The 14312-nt window shown below is 68.9% G+C and carries 15 protein-coding genes and 1 tRNA gene; 14 read left to right on the top strand and 2 right to left on the bottom strand.

Annotated features, from left to right (window positions below; translation table 11 throughout):
• Positions 1-6 precede the first annotated feature (6 nt).
• The 7 genes from B5G02_RS07995 to B5G02_RS07965 all read left to right on the top strand — a co-directional run bounded on the left by B5G02_RS07995 (position 7) and on the right by B5G02_RS07965 (position 4612).
• Entirely contained in the window at positions 7-234 is a 228-nt protein-coding gene (locus B5G02_RS07995; RefSeq protein ID WP_019239376.1) for a Flp family type IVb pilin, read from the top strand.
• Entirely contained in the window at positions 198-890 is a 693-nt protein-coding gene (locus tag B5G02_RS07990) for a hypothetical protein (protein ID WP_232385519.1), read from the top strand. The genes B5G02_RS07995 and B5G02_RS07990 overlap by 37 nt, the downstream gene beginning before the upstream one ends.
• Before the next feature lie 100 nt (positions 891-990).
• On the top strand, positions 991-1197 hold the full coding sequence (locus B5G02_RS07985; protein ID WP_232385518.1) for a hypothetical protein: 207 nt from the start codon (positions 991-993) through the stop codon (positions 1195-1197).
• Between the two features lie 24 nt (positions 1198-1221).
• On the top strand, positions 1222-1719 hold the full coding sequence (locus B5G02_RS07980; protein WP_232385517.1) for a TadE/TadG family type IV pilus assembly protein: 498 nt from the start codon (positions 1222-1224) through the stop codon (positions 1717-1719).
• Positions 1703-3736, top strand: coding sequence for a hypothetical protein (locus B5G02_RS07975; RefSeq protein ID WP_094335839.1), 2034 nt, complete (start codon positions 1703-1705; stop codon positions 3734-3736). The genes B5G02_RS07980 and B5G02_RS07975 overlap by 17 nt, the downstream gene beginning before the upstream one ends.
• A 2-nt stretch (positions 3737-3738) precedes the next feature.
• Positions 3739-4248 (top strand): TadE/TadG family type IV pilus assembly protein, encoded by a 510-nt coding sequence (locus tag B5G02_RS07970; protein ID WP_019239371.1) that lies wholly within the window; start codon positions 3739-3741, stop codon positions 4246-4248.
• A gap of 16 nt (positions 4249-4264) precedes the next feature.
• Positions 4265-4612 carry a DUF192 domain-containing protein gene (locus B5G02_RS07965; protein ID WP_019239370.1) on the top strand — a complete coding sequence of 116 codons (348 nt, stop codon included), beginning with the start codon at positions 4265-4267 and terminating at the stop codon, positions 4610-4612.
• Between the two features lie 68 nt (positions 4613-4680).
• Here the strand turns inward: B5G02_RS07965 and B5G02_RS07960 are convergent.
• A tRNA-Phe gene (locus tag B5G02_RS07960) sits at positions 4681-4756 on the bottom strand.
• 163 nt (positions 4757-4919) lie between these two features.
• Here B5G02_RS07960 and B5G02_RS07955 point away from each other — a divergent pair.
• The 6 genes from B5G02_RS07955 to B5G02_RS07930 all read left to right on the top strand — a co-directional run bounded on the left by B5G02_RS07955 (position 4920) and on the right by B5G02_RS07930 (position 12035).
• Positions 4920-5981, top strand: coding sequence for a glycoside hydrolase family 5 protein (locus B5G02_RS07955; RefSeq protein ID WP_094335838.1), 1062 nt, complete (start codon positions 4920-4922; stop codon positions 5979-5981).
• A gap of 10 nt (positions 5982-5991) precedes the next feature.
• Positions 5992-6900, top strand: coding sequence for a 16S rRNA (cytidine(1402)-2'-O)-methyltransferase (gene rsmI / locus B5G02_RS07950; RefSeq protein ID WP_094335837.1), 909 nt, complete (start codon positions 5992-5994; stop codon positions 6898-6900).
• Positions 6901-7062: 162 nt separating this feature from the next.
• Complete coding sequence (gene metG, locus B5G02_RS07945; RefSeq protein ID WP_094335836.1) at positions 7063-8685, top strand: methionine--tRNA ligase; 1623 nt, start codon at positions 7063-7065, stop codon at positions 8683-8685.
• Between the two features lie 95 nt (positions 8686-8780).
• Positions 8781-9680, top strand: coding sequence for a 16S rRNA (adenine(1518)-N(6)/adenine(1519)-N(6))-dimethyltransferase RsmA (rsmA, locus tag B5G02_RS07940; RefSeq protein WP_094335835.1), 900 nt, complete (start codon positions 8781-8783; stop codon positions 9678-9680).
• A complete protein-coding gene (locus B5G02_RS07935; RefSeq protein ID WP_094335834.1) occupies positions 9677-10678 on the top strand; it encodes a TatD family hydrolase in 1002 nt (333 codons plus the stop codon). Before rsmA ends, B5G02_RS07935 begins: the two co-directional genes overlap by 4 nt.
• Before the next feature lie 97 nt (positions 10679-10775).
• A complete protein-coding gene (locus tag B5G02_RS07930) occupies positions 10776-12035 on the top strand; it encodes a PHP domain-containing protein (RefSeq protein WP_094335833.1) in 1260 nt (419 codons plus the stop codon).
• A gap of 76 nt (positions 12036-12111) precedes the next feature.
• Here the strand turns inward: B5G02_RS07930 and B5G02_RS07925 are convergent, their stop codons facing one another.
• Complete coding sequence (locus B5G02_RS07925; protein ID WP_094335832.1) at positions 12112-13458, bottom strand: D-alanyl-D-alanine carboxypeptidase family protein; 1347 nt, start codon at positions 13456-13458, stop codon at positions 12112-12114.
• 149 nt (positions 13459-13607) lie between these two features.
• On the opposite strand from B5G02_RS07925, the gene B5G02_RS07920 reads away from it, so the two are divergent.
• Positions 13608-14303, top strand: a complete 696-nt coding sequence (locus B5G02_RS07920; protein WP_094335831.1) for a response regulator transcription factor — start codon at positions 13608-13610, stop codon at positions 14301-14303.
• Positions 14304-14312 lie beyond the last annotated feature (9 nt).

The raw sequence follows: 14312 nt of genomic DNA, 5'->3' as shown, positions 1-14312 counted from the left end.
GTTCGTATGGAGAAACGGGTACTGCACGGGTTCGGTAGCAAGGTGGCCTGCGGGGCGTCTCGCGGATTGCGCAGGATGCGTTCGCTTGCTCAGGAGGAAAGCGGCCAGGGGACGACCGAGTATGCGATCCTCGTGGGCGTGCTCGTGGTCATCGCGATCCTGGCGATCATCGCCTTCCGCGACAAGGTGAGCGAGCTATGGAACGCCATCTCAAGCGGCATCAACAGCCTGTGACGGATGGCGCCGCGCGCGGGGCGGGCGAGCCGGCCGCCTCAAAGGCGGCTCGGGGGCGGGATCGCCTGCGCGGGCGCTGGCTCGCCCCCATGTTCTGCGTGCTCGCGGCGTTGTGCGCACTCGTGCTGGGCGCGGGGTATATTACCGGGGCGACCGGCGGGCTTGCCTCCGATCAGGCTGAGCCGACCCCGCAGGCGAAGGCGGGCTCGTCCCGTGCTGCGGAGGGCTCCGACGCGTCGGGTGATGCGGCCGAGCCAAAGGGTGATCGGGAAGCGGGAAGCGATGCCGCGGCGGGCGATGAGCTCGCAGATGAATCGGATGCCGCCCCGGTCGATGCGAGTACGTTCTTGAGCGTGCTCGAGCGCTCCGCGGCGGCGGATGCGCAGGGAGAGGCATCGTGTATGTGGACGGCCGATGAGCCCATCGACGAGCTCGCCGCCGACGTGCTCCGCACGTACCGCGACACGGCTGGGTGCCAGCTCATGACAAGCGGCTACCTGGATTTGAAGGGCAACGCATGGGGCGGCATCGTTCTCAACGCGGAGGGGTGGGTCGACGTCATCGTCGTGGCAGCCGAGGAAGGAGATGCCTCGTCGACGGCGCGGATCGCGCGCATGAGCGCATCGTCTGCCCCGGAGGACACGGGCTCGCGATGAGGTGCAAGCAAGGAGGTTGATGCGTATGCGTGCATGTGCGCAACGCGTGCTGGGGGGCATGGCCGCGCGGCGTGTCCACGGGGGAGCGTCGGCACGAACCGTGAGCGCTCTGCGACACCTCGCGCGGGAGGAACGCGCCCAGGCGACGCTCGAATATGCCCTGACCCTGTTCGCGCTCATGGCGCTCATCTCCGGGGTCGCCCTGCTCTGGCGCGCGGGGGAGCAGGGCGTGCTCGCGCGGCTGGTGGAGGACGCCTGCTCGCATGCGCTCGACGGGTTGGGCGTGCTCGATATCGCATTGTTTTGAGCATGCGCGAGGGGGGTGCGGGATATGACGCGAATGATGGGTGCGCTCGCGCGCGAGGACCGGGCGCAGGCGACGGTCGAGGCCGCCCTGCTGCTCCCGGCGTTCCTCACGGTGCTCCTGCTCGCCTTGCAGCCGCTGTGCATGCTGCACACGCGCTCGGTGATGGAGGCGGCGGCGAGCGAGACGGCGCGGCTCATGATCACCGCGGGCGACGAGACGCAGGATGGCTGCGAAGCGTTCGCGCTGCGGCGCCTCGCGGCCGTCCCCGACCTCTCGATCTTCCACGCGGGAGGTTCGCAGGCGTGGGACATCGAGCTGAGCGCATCCGATGCGGGCGAGGGGCGGGTGAGCGTGGCGATTTCGGGCGCGGTCACCCCGCTGCCCGTCCTCGGGGCGTTCGCGGGCGCGCTGGGGGAGACGAACGGATGGGGGGATGTCGAGATGCGCGTGGAGGTGAGCTATGCAGGCAGACCGGAATGGCTCGAGGGGGACTACGAGGCATGGATTGCGCGGTGGGATTGACCTGTTCATCGAGGAGGGGGCGTACACGAGCCTGGCGGCCGCCGTGTCGATCCTCGTGACGCTGTCGCTGCTGTTCGCGGTCGCGAGCGGCATCTGGAGCATGTCGCGTTCAGGAGATGTCCAGGTGAGCGCCGACGCGACGGCGCTCGCGGGCGCGAACGTGGTCTCGTCGTACCATACGACGGCAACGGTGCTCGACGCCGCGGTGCTCAGCATGGGGCTGGCGGGGATCTGCGTGACGGGCGTCGGCCTCGTTGGCCTCCTCATCCCCGGGGCCAACGCGCTCGCGCCGCAGACGATCGACGCGGGGATTCGCATGCTCGATGCGCGGAACGACTTCGCGGCATCCGCCTCGCGCGGCCTGCAGACGCTCGAATCGTCCCTGCCGTTTCTCGTGGCGGCGAACGGAACGCGCACGTGCTCCGCGCAGTCGGGTGAGGCGACCACATACACAGGGACGGCGCTCGCTGTCCCCACCGCTTCCGCCTCGGAGTTCCCTGCGCTCGAGGGCAACGAGGTCGCGACCGATGAACTCGAGGCGACCTCGGGCGAGCTCGAGGTGGCGGCAGACGAGCTCACCGAGGCGCAGGAGGAGACCGCGCGCGCGAAGGAGGCGGCCTGGCTCGCCGACTGCGGAAGGGATGGTCGCAACATGCAGGAGCGCGCGGGCAGCCTGTCCGGCATCTCGGCGGCCGAAAACCCCGATTACGCCTCGAGCTTGACCTGGGATCCGAACGTCGCGCTCGACCGCACGCGCGCGTACTACGCGTGGCGCTACGCGCATGAGGCTCCCGAGGGGAGCGGCGTCGAGGCGGCGGCGGATTCCGCTGCCCGCAAGGCGTTCTACGCATATGCGTCCGAGCAGTTCGCCACGGCGGCGGTGATCGAGACAGAAACCGGCGTGACCATCTCGGTCCCGCTGCTTCCGAAGAACACCGATGAGGCGCGGAACACGACGCTCTATACCGATGCCGAGTGGCCGACGACCCAGGAATCGAGGGGAAGGACGCTTCACTACTCCCTGGAATGCCCGGGCGCGACCGGGGCGTCTGCCGGCATGGGGTCGCTCGCGGACGCAGAGGCAGGGCGCATCAAGGAGTGCCCGACCTGCGCGTTCGGCATCGGCGACGTGGGCAGGGTTCCCGCTGCCTCCACATCCATCGACAACGGATACGAATGCCACCTCCGGGAGTTCACGCTCGCGCTCGAGGACTACGCCGCGTGCCGCGGGCGGGAGATCGAACTCGAGCGCGAAGCACGCGGCGCGAGCGAAGACGCGGCCGATGCCTTCGATGCGGCGCTCGAGACGCTTGCCGCCCACCGGCCGCATATCGCGCCGCCGGGGAGATACGGCGTGGTCGCGGTGGTGGTCTCAAACGCGACGGAAGCGCCCGAGGAACTCTCGACCTCCTTCGCCGCCCAGCCGGAGGGCGAGATGCGCGGCGCCATCTCCGCGGCGGTGCTCGCGCCCGACGAGGCGACCGATGAGAGCAACGTCCTCGCCTCGTTCTTCTCGTCGCTCTCATCGCGGACGGGCGGGGGCGGTGCCGTGGGGCTCATCGACGACGTGATGGGGCTGTGGGGAAAGCTGCTCATCGCGTACGGCGATGTGGCCGAGGGGCTCTCGCAACTCATGGACGACCTGCTCGGAGGGCTTTCGATGCTCGGCCTGGGCCCGCTCGCGACCTGGATGGGGAATCGCATCGACGGCGCGGTGAGCGCCCTGGGGTTCGAGCCCGTCGACCTGAGCTCGATGAAGCCCGTGCTAACCGATAGTGCCAACGTGCTCGCCCATGCCGATGTTCCCGGGCTCTCCGATGCACAGGAGCTGCTGCGGTCGCTGCCCGTGGGCAGCACGGATCCGGCGGCGCTCCTCGAGGCGCTCGAATACGACGTGGGCGAGCGCCTGCTCGATACGACCATCACCATCGCGGAGATTCCCTTGCCGGGAGGGGTCACGATCCCGCTCACGGTGCGCGTGGGGGATGTGGTGGGCATCGTCGGGGGAGGTGGATGAGCATGGCGGGCGAGGGTTCAGGCAGATGGTCGCGCCGCGCGCGTGCGCTCGGCAGCCGCCTGCTCGAGGAGCGGGCGCAGGCGACGGTCGAGATGGCGGTCGTGGTGCCGGTGCTTATCGTGCTCGCGCTCATCACCTACAACGTCATGGTCTTCCTTGCGGCGTCCGCGCGCTTCGACCGCGTCGCCCCCGACATCGTGCTCGCCCACGCCGTCGCCCCCAGTGGGTTCGGCGATGCAGCGTCGGCGGTCTCGGATGATGTGGCAGGCGCACTTGCCGACGCGATGGGGTCGTACGACGTCGATATCGAGGTGACGTGCCTCGAGGACGGGGACGGCGGCGGCTCGGTCTTCTCGCTCGTCGGCGGCCAGCGGACGTATCGCTGCGTCATGCGGTTTGAGCCATGGCCGAGCAGGCTTTCCATCGCCGGCGTCGACATGGGCGCGCCGGTCGCGCTCGAGCACGTCCGCGAGGTCGTCGTCGATCCATGGCGGCCGGGGGTCGTGATGTGAGATGAGGGGGTTCGGCATGGATGAGGGAAAGGTGGCGCGGTGCGCGCTCGACCCGTATGGGTTCAGGCGCGCCCTGCGGATGCTGGGCTGGGAGCCTGCGTGCCTCGTGGTTGCCGAGGCGCCGCTTGCCCGGCTCGCCGGGATGATCCCCCGCTCGTATGGGGCGGCCGGCGCCCCTGGGGAGGTGGTGATGGGATTTCCCCGCTGCCATGCGGTGCACACGTGCTTCATGCACCGCGCGCTCGACATCGCATTCCTCTCCAAGACGGGGGAGGTGCTCGCGGTGTGCCGGGCCGTGGAGCCATGGCGCATGCTCGCATGCCGCGGCGCGGCATCGGTGCTTGAGCGGTTCTCGATACCTTAGGGCGGCGGCTCCGCCCGGGACAGTCAAAAAAATAGGCGACCACGAAGGCCGCCTATCTGCGAATGCGATGGTGGTCAGAGAGGGAGTCGAACCCCCGACACGAGGATTTTCAGTCCTCTGCTCTACCAACTGAGCTATCTGACCAAGGCTGTGTTTAACAGCTTGATAACTATACCAAATTGAACGTGCCCGTCAAGGCAAAAAGCCCGAATATCCGATAAAGTGGGAACGAGACGGTATACTCAAAGGTCAACGCGAGCGACGAAGCCATGCGGGAGCGCGTCTCCAGGGCGGAAAAGAGGACATGATGGAAAGGATCCGCGGTGTCAACCTGTCGGGCTGGTTCATCCCCGAGCCATGGGTAACGCCTTCGCTGTTCGCTGCAACCGGCGCTACCAACGAGGTGGAGCTCCAGACCGCCATGGGCTCCGTCGCGTACAACGAGCGCATCCGCCAGCACTACGAGACGTTCATCACCGAGAACGATTTCCGGCGCATGGCGGCGATCGGGCTCAACGCCGTTCGCCTGCCCGTGCCGTGGTACACCTTCGGTTCCCAAGGCGAGTCCGAGGTGTACATCCCCGCCGTCGACTACATCGACCGCGCGTTCGAGTGGGCGCGGAAATACGACATGCGCGTCCTGCTCGACCTCGCGACGGTTCCCGGCGGCCAGGGCGATTCGAACAACTCGCGCAGCACGCCGGAGTCCACCGCCGACTGGCACTCCTCGACGAACGGCCGGCACATCGCGCTCTCCGTCCTCGACCAGCTGGCGACCCGGTACGGCATGCGCGCCGAGCTCATCGGCATCGAGCTGCTCGATACGCCCATCATGAGCGTGCGCACCGGGCTCTTCCGCACCTCGAACGGCATCCCGAGCCACTATCTGCGCAACTTCTATCGCGACGCCTACGAGATCGTGCGCCTGCACATGCCCGAGACCAAGATGGTCGTGTTCTCCGCCTCCGGCCATCCCAAGGCGTGGAAGCGCTTCATGAGCGGCGGCAAGTACCGCAACGTCTGCATGGACATCCATCTCTACCACTATCGCGACGATATGGCGCTCGACATCACCACGCCGAGCGGCCTCTCCCATGCCATCGCGCGCAACCGCCGGCTCATCGACGAGGCGCATGCCTCCGGCTTCCCGGCGATCGTGGGCGAATGGTCGGGTGCCGCGGTCTTCACCAACACGTCGATCACGCCGGAGGGGCGCGCCGCGTTCGAGCGCGTGTTCATCGCGAGCCAGATGGCCTCGTTCGCGAAGGCGCGCGGCTGGTTCTTCCAAACGTGGAAGACCGAGAAGCGCATCGCGGCGTGGGACGCGCGCGTCGCGCTCGGCACGCTCGAGCGCGGCATGCTCGATTAGCGGGGAAGCCGTGGCGAGCGCTATGGAGCAGGGCGGGCTCATCGTGGTGGGCACGCCCATCGGGAACCTGGGAGATCTGAGCCCGCGAGCGGCGGAGGCGTTCCGTCGCGCCGATGCCGTGTGCTGCGAGGACACGCGCGTCACCGGGAAGCTGCTCGCGCACATTGGCGTCGAGAAGCCGCTCGTGCGCTGCGATGAGAACGTGATCGCCGCGCGCGCGGCGGGACTGGTCGAGCGCATGCAGGCGGGCGAGGTGCTCGCGTACGCGTCGGACGCCGGCATGCCGGGCATCTCCGACCCCGGGCAGGTGCTCGTGGAGGCCGCGCGCGCGGCGGGGGCCGCCGTGGAGGTCGTGCCCGGCCCCGTGGCCTGCGCGACCGCGCTCGTGGCATCGGGCATCCCCTGCGACCACTTCTTCTTCGAGGGCTTCCTGCCGCGCCGGGCGGGCGAGCGCGAGCGGCGGCTGCGGCAGCTCGCCGCGGTGCCCGGCGCGCTCATCTTCTACGAATCCCCGCATCGCATCGCCGCGACGCTCGAGATCGTCGCCACCGTGTTCCCCGCACGCGAGGCCGCGCTCTGCCGCGAGCTCACGAAGCTCCACGAGGAGGTGCTCCGCCTGCCCGCACCCGAGCTCTTCGCCGATGTCGCTGCGCGCGACCAGGTGAAGGGCGAGATCGTGCTCGTGGTGGCGCCGCCCGCCGCGGACGAGCTCGTGGCGCTTGCGGCCGGCGCGCCCGCTGCGGCAGCCGTGGGGACACCAGGTGAGGCTGCGGATGCCGATGCCGCCCTGCGCCGCGACATCGCGGATGCCCTTGCTGCTGGCGAGCCCGCCTCCGCCATCGCGAAGCGCCTCTCCCAGCGCTATTCCCGCCGTCGCCGCGAGGTCTACGCCCTCGTCCTCGAGGTGCAGGGCTCTTGAGGTGAGCATGATAAAAACCCGGCTTGCTAAATGATAAAAACCAGCCTGTCTGCTTTTTATCATTTTGGGTTGCGACGCGCTGCGCCCCGCGCGCGACGAACCCCCGCGCCATGCGGTAAACTATCACCCTAGATGCCACGACCACGCAAGGAGATTCCCAGCATGGAGCACACGAAGCCCTCGTATTACATCACGACCCCCATCTACTACGTGAACGCCAAACCGCACCTGGGCACGGCGTACTGCACGATCCTCGCCGACGTCCAGGCGCGCTTCCGCCGTGCCTGCGGCTACGACGTCAAGTTCCTCACCGGCATGGACGAGCACGGCGAGAAGGTGGCCGAGGCGGCCGAGAAGAACGGCTTCGATACCCCGCAGGCGTGGTGCGACTCCATGGAACCCGCCTTCCGCGACCTGTGGGAGACGCTCGAGATCTCCAACGACGACTTCATCCGCACCACGCAGCCGCGTCACATCGCGGGCGTCCAGAAGTTCCTGAAGGCGCTCCTCGACCGTGGCTACATCTACAAGGATGCCTACGACGGCTGGTACTGCCGCCCGGACGAGACGTACTTCACCGAGACGCAGGTGCGCCACCACGAGGAGGAGCGCGTCGCCGCCGGCGAGACCCCGGCCGACCCGGAGCACCCGCTCTGCCCGGATTGCGACCGCCCGCTCGAGCGCATCCAGGAGGAGAGCTGGTTCTTCAAGCTCTCCGCCTTCGAGCAGCCGCTGCTCGACTTCTACGAGGCGCACCCGGACTTCATCCAGCCCGAGACGCGGCGCAACGAGGTGATCTCCTTCGTGAAGGGCGGCCTCAAGGACCTCTCCATCAGCCGCTCCACGTTCGACTGGGGCGTGCCGTTCCCGTTCGACGAGAAGCACGTGGCCTACGTGTGGGTCGACGCGCTCATCAACTACCTCTCCGCCGTGGGGTACGGCGCGGAGGGCGCGGAGGCGGCTGAGACCCTCGCGTACCGCTGGCCGGCGCAATGCCACGTTGTGGGCAAGGACATCATCCGCTTCCACTGCGTCATCTGGCCGGCGCTCCTCATGGCCGCGGGCCTGCCCCTGCCGGAGAAGGTCTTCGTCCACGGCTTCCTCACCGTGCGCAACGAGGAGACCGGCAAGGTCGAGAAGATGAGCAAGAGCCGCGGCAACGCCATCGCGCCGGAGGAGGTCATCGATCTTCTGGGCGTCGAGGCGTATCGCTACTACTTCATGAGCGACGTGACGCACGGCGCGGACTCGCCCATCAGCTGGGGCCGCATGCGCCAGGTCTACAACGCCGACCTGGCCAATAGCTGGGGCAACCTCGTCTCCCGCACGCTCAACATGAGCATGAAGTACTTCGACGGGTGCGCGCCCGTGCGCCCCGCGAACTTTGACGAGCCGAGCCCGCTGCGCGACGCCTGCGACGGCGTCTTCGAGCGCTACGCCGCATGCATGGAGGTCATGGATTACAGCGGCGCGACGGCCGAGGTGCTCAAGATCGTCTCCGCCGCGAACCACTACATCGAGGACATGGCGCCGTGGGCGCTCGCGAAGGATCCCGAGAAGGCGGACGAGCTCGCGAGCGTGATCTGGAACCTGCTCGAGGTCATCCGCATCGCGAGTGAGCTCTACGACCCGTTCATGCCGCGCATCTCCGCCGAGGTGCGCCGCCGCCTCTCGCTCGACCCCGCGCCGACGGCCGACCTCGCCGCCGCCTGCGCCTGGGGCGGCCTCGCGGGCGGCGCGCCGGTCGAGAAGGGCGAGCCGCTCTTCCCGCGCCTGGTGGATTAGGCGCCCGCTGCAAGGTTTCCTGAAGCGCCCATATGTTGTGACCTGACGGCTCCATCGCGTCGCGGCGGGGCCGTTCCTACCATCGGGAGAAGACCGTGACCACGTCCCCGCTTGCCAACCTCACCGCCACGCGCGAGCTGCTCGACGAGTTCGGCCTGGCCACCAAGCACCGCTTCGGCCAGAACTTCCTCATCGACAACCATGTGATCGAGCGCATCTGCGAGCTTGCGGAGCTCACGGGCGCGGAGCGCGTGCTCGAGGTGGGGCCGGGCATCGGCACGCTCACGCTCGCGCTCGTGCAGGAGGCGGCGGGCGTCGTGTCCATCGAGATGGACTCCGCGCTCGAGCCCGTGCTCTTCGCGCATGCCGCGGACCACGCGAACTTCACCTATATCATGGGTGACGCCCTGCGCGTGCCGGTCGAGCGCATCGAGGAGGCGGCGGGAGGCGCGCCCACGCACCTCATCTCGAACCTGCCCTATAACGTGGCGGCGACCATCATCCTCGACTTCTTCGAGCGCATGCCCGCCCTCGAGCGCGCCGTCGTGATGGTACAGAAGGAGGTCGCCGACCGCATCGCCGCGCAGCCGGGCTCGAAGGATTACGGCGCCTACACCGTGAAGCTCGCCCTGCGGGCGCGGGTGACGGGGCGCTTCGAGGTGCCGCCGCGCTGCTTCATGCCCGCCCCGCACGTGGACTCCGCCGTGGTGCGGCTCGACCGCTATGCGCCGGGCGAGGCGCCCTACGCGGCCGCGGCGGCCGGCGGGAGCGACATCGATCCCGCGGAGGTGGCGCGCGTCGTGGACGCCGCGTTCGCCCAGCGCCGCAAGACCATCCGCAACTCCATGAGCGCGAACGGCTTCGCCAAGCAGGCGCTCGACGCCGCTTTCGAGGAGACGGGCATCGCACCCACCGCGCGCGCTGAGACGCTCTCGGTCGAGGACTTCGTGCGCCTTGCCGTTGCGCTCGCCGGGGCTGAGGAGGGCGCCCGATGAGTGCGGAGCAGCAGGAGAAGCCGGAGCGGCGGGAGCCACAGGAGCCGCAGGAGCCGCTCGCGTTCGTCAAGCACACGAAGCGCGGTGACAAGGCGTACGCGGTGCCCGCCGCGCCCGCGCCGCTCTTCGACACGCACGGCCACCTCACGTGCTTCTGGTCGAAGGATCCGGCCGAGGTGCTCGTGCGCGCCGGTCGCGCGGGCGTCCGCCGCCTCGTGACGCTCTTCGACCCCATCGCGGACGAGATGCCGCTCGAGGAGTTCCGCCATAGGCTCGCGGAATGGCGGGCGCGCGCCACGGCGCAGGCGGCCGAGGCCGGCATGCCGGCGCGCGGGCTGCCCGACGTGTCGTATCTCGCGGGCGTCCACCCCTACGGCGCGCCCGTCTTCTCGGACGGGGCGCTTTCCGTGGTCGAGCAGGCGCTCGCCGACCCCCGTTGCGCGGGCGTGGGCGAGATCGGCCTCGACTACCACTTCGATGCGGACGACAACATCGAGGCCGCCCCGCACGACGTGCAGATCGCCTGCTTCGAGCAGCAGCTCGCGCTCGCCTGTTCGCGCAACGTGCCCGTCGAGCTGCACGTGCGCAACGACGGCGCCGACGAGGCGCGCGCGGCGCACGCGGATGCGTACCGCGTCCTGAGCGAGGTGGGCATCCCCGCGGCGGGCTGCGTGCTCCACTGCTTCACCGAGGATCGCGCCACCATGGAGCGCTTCGTGGAGCTCGGCTGCCACATCGCGTTCGGGGGAGCCGCGACGTTCAAGCGCAACGCCGACATCCGCGAGGCCTTCGCGGCGTGCCCGCTCGACCGCATCCTCTTCGAGACCGATTGCCCCTACATGGCGCCCGAGCCCCTGCGCGGCATCGAGTGCGAGCCGGCGCTCATCGCGTTCACCGCCACCGCCCTCGCGCAGGATCGCAGCGAGCGCACGGGCGAGGATCCCGCCGACATCATGCGCGCCGCGTGGGAAAACGCCACCGCCCTGTTCGCCGGGTGAGGCGCATCGAGCGCCCGCCGGGCCGCCGCGGGGCGCGATGTCGCGTGGAGCGGGTATAAGCATCTCACGAAGCAGGGGTCGTCGGCGAGGGGGCAGCATGTCGAAATCGGATGAGAAGAAGCGCGCGGGACTGAGCGGCAAGGCGGACCGGGCGGCGAAGACGACGAAGGCGGACAAGGCCGCGAAGGCTGCGAAGGGTGCTCAACCGGGCAAGGACGCCAAGGCGGATAAGGCCGGCAAGGCGAAGGCCAAGGCCGCGCGGAAGGCCGAGAAGCGCGCCTTGAAGAAGGAAGCCGCCGAGCAGGCGAAGGCCGGGCGCGCCATTCGCAAGGCGACCGACCGGGCGCTCCGCGACCTGGTGCGGCAGACCACGGCCGAGGCGACGGATACCGCCGCGCGCAGCGCCGTGCGCACCGCGCAGCAGGCGGTCAAGCGCTTGTCGCCGCGCTACGAGGCGCCGCATCCCGTGAGCGGCCGCTCGGTGGTCGGCTCGTGGGACCTGCACATGCATTCCGTCTTCTCGGACGGCTCGCGCACGGTCGACGAGCTCATCGCCGAGGCGCGCGCCGCCGGCATCACGCGCATCGCCATAACCGACCACGATTCGCTCGCGCGCCTCTCGTACGTGCGCGAGCGGGCGCACGAGCTGAGCTTCCCCGTGCTCGCGGGCGTCGAGGTTTCCGCGCGCGACATGGCGACGGGGCGCAAGGTGCACATTCTGGGCTTCGGCCTGAGCGCGACCGAGGACGGGTCGGGACCGGTAGAGCGGCTCGTCGCGCCCACGCTCACGGCTCGGACGGCGAACACGCTCTGGCAGGCGTGGGTGCTCCAGCGCCAGGGCATCGAGTTCTCGGGCAAGCACCTTTCGCTCGATGAGCTCGTGGCCACGGCGGGGGAGAGCACCGGCGTGTACAAGCAGCACGTCATGGAGACGCTTACGCATCGCCCCTACACCGACCCCGATTACCAGTTCTGCTACGCCTGCTGGTTCAAGGGGGAGAGCCCGGCGAACCGCGACATCCCCTACCCGCCCGCCATCGACGCGGTGCGCGCCATCCGCGAGCAGGGCGGCGTCCCCGTGCTCGCGCATCCGGGGCAGACCGATTCCTGGACGCTCGTCTCGGATCTTGTGGGCGCGGGTCTTCTGGGCATCGAGGCGTACCACCCCGACCACACGGAGCGCGACCGGGAGCTCGCCTTCGAGCTCGCCGGACGCTACGGCCTCTTCGTGACGGGCGGCAGCGACTACCACGGAAAATACGGCGCGGCACCGAGCGTGGGCACGTGCTTCGTGTGTCCCGAGGAAGCGGGCGCGCCGGTGGAGGGTCTGTTCGCCACGGAGGCCTCGCTCAAATGATAAAATCCAGACAGGCTGGTTTTTATCATTTTGCCGCACGCGCGCCGCGGCGGCGTCGCCCCTAACGACGTCGCCCCTAGGACAGGCTCGGCGCCTCGGCAAGCACCTCGGCGGGCGCGCTGCCCGGCTTGCCGGTGATCCAGCGCGTGAAGCGATCGAACTGCACGAGCAGCCATTCGAGCGGGCTCGGCTCGGCGATGTCCTCGGCTGCGACCAAATCCACGGAGGCCAGGGCCTCATCCCCTTGGGAGAGCGTGAGCGTCCCCGCGGCATCGCCTGCGCGTACCGCGCCGGAGAACTCCTCGAGGTCGACATCGAGTGAGAGCTCGCCCGCCAGGTCGAACACGCGCACGGTGGCGTCCGGGTCGGCGGCGACCACGTCGACGGTCTTGTCGGTCCAGGCCGCATCCGTCGCGCGCCCCACAAGCGCCGCGCCGTCCATGGTGGCGTACTCGCTCTGCACCACCTCGACGGTCTTCATGTGGTCGTAGTACCAGTTCGCGAGGGCGAGGGTGTCGGCGAAGCGGTCGGCGTCCTCCGCGCAGCCGAGTACCACGACGTAGACCTCCTCGCCGTCGCGCACGAACGTTCCCGCGAAGCACTTGCCCGAGATGTACGTCGTCCCCGTCTTGCCGCCGATGTTGCCGTCCCGCCCGAGGATCTTGTTCCACACCTCGAACGTCACGGTGCGCTCGGCGCCGTCCGCGCCGGTCACCGTGATGGAGTTCTCGCCCGAGCCGTCCGCCGCGCGGAACGTCTCGCTCTGCATGGCGTAGGCGAGCATCGTGGCCACGTCGCGCGCCGAGGCGTGCATGTCCGCCTCCCATGCGCCGAAGTCGAGGCCGTGGGGGTTGGCGAACACGGCGCCGAGTCCCAGCTCGGCAGCCTTCGCGTTCATGGCGTCGACGAAGACGCCGTAGGGGTCGTCGCTCGCGGGATCCATGAGCGCGCCCACACTCGAGGCGATGGCCATGGCGGCGTCGTTGCCCGAGGGGACGAGCAGCGCCTTGAGCGCCGTCTCGAGCGGCATCGTGTCGCCCTCGCGCAGGTTCGCGCTCGATTCCCCTACGGTGGCGGCCGCGTGGTCGACCGTGATGGTGTCGGTGGGCTCGGCGTTCTCGATGGCGACGATGGCGGTCATGAGCTTCGTGAGCGAGGCGATCTTCACCTGGTCGTCCGCCGCGCGCTCGAAGTAGACGGTGCCGTCCGCGCCGACCACGATCGCGTGCGGAGCGGTGATGTCGGGGAGGTCGCTCGCGGCGAGGCCGCGCTCCTCGGCCGTCTCCCCCAGGACGACGTCGGTCCCGAGGGTCTCGGCGTGCGCGGCGACGGGAGGGGCGAGGCAGGCGCCGGCGCACATGAGCAGCGCGCACAGGGTGCATGCGATGTGCCGCGCGAGCGGCAGGGTTTGCGTGCGGTTCACGATCTTGCTCCGATTGCGATGGGGAATGTGGCAACAGGGGGTTTTCATCGGTCGCATTCTACCATACAGGAACTTATGGCTTGCTTAACGAGCGCTTCACCGGTGCGCGCGCGGGCATAATACTTCAAATGGGGAAGGGAGATACGCTGGTGAAGCTGCGCATCCTGGTCGTTGACGACGAGAAGACCATCGCGGACCTCGTGGGAATCTACTTGCGGAACGAGGGGTACGAGGTGACGATCGCCTATACCGGGGCGGACGCCGCGAGCCTCATCTTGAGCCGGGAGTTCGACCTCGCGATCCTCGACGTCATGCTGCCCGACATCGACGGGTTCGAGCTGCTGCGCACCATCCGCGCGGACCACACGTACCCCGTCATCATGCTCACGGCGCGCGATGCGCCGGCCGATAAGATCGAGGGCCTCTCGCTCGGCGCGGACGACTACGTGGTGAAACCGTTCCGCCCGCTCGTGCTCGTCGCGCGCGTGAAGGCGCAGCTGCGCAGGTACACGAGCTATGGGAGCCGCGACGAACAGGGGTCGCGCATCATCTCCATCAACGGCCTCGAGATCAACCCCGACGCGCACAGCGTCACGGTCGACGGCAAGGAGGTGCGCTGCACGCCCATCGAGTACTCGATCCTGCTGCACCTCGCCGAGAACCGCGGCCGCGTCGTGCCCGTGGAAGACCTGTTCCGCGCGGTGTGGAACGAGGAGTTCATGCCGGGGTCGAACAACACGATCATGGTGCATATCCGGCACCTGCGTGAGAAAATCGGCGATGACGCTCAGAACCCGCGCTTCATCAAGAACATCTGGGGCGTGGGGTACACGATAGAAGGGTAGGGGATGCGC

Source organism: [Collinsella] massiliensis, assembly GCF_002161605.1.
GTDB lineage: Bacteria > Actinomycetota > Coriobacteriia > Coriobacteriales > Coriobacteriaceae > Enorma.
Note: the sequence above shows the minus strand (reverse complement) of the source record. Positions and strands in the feature narration are given on the sequence as shown.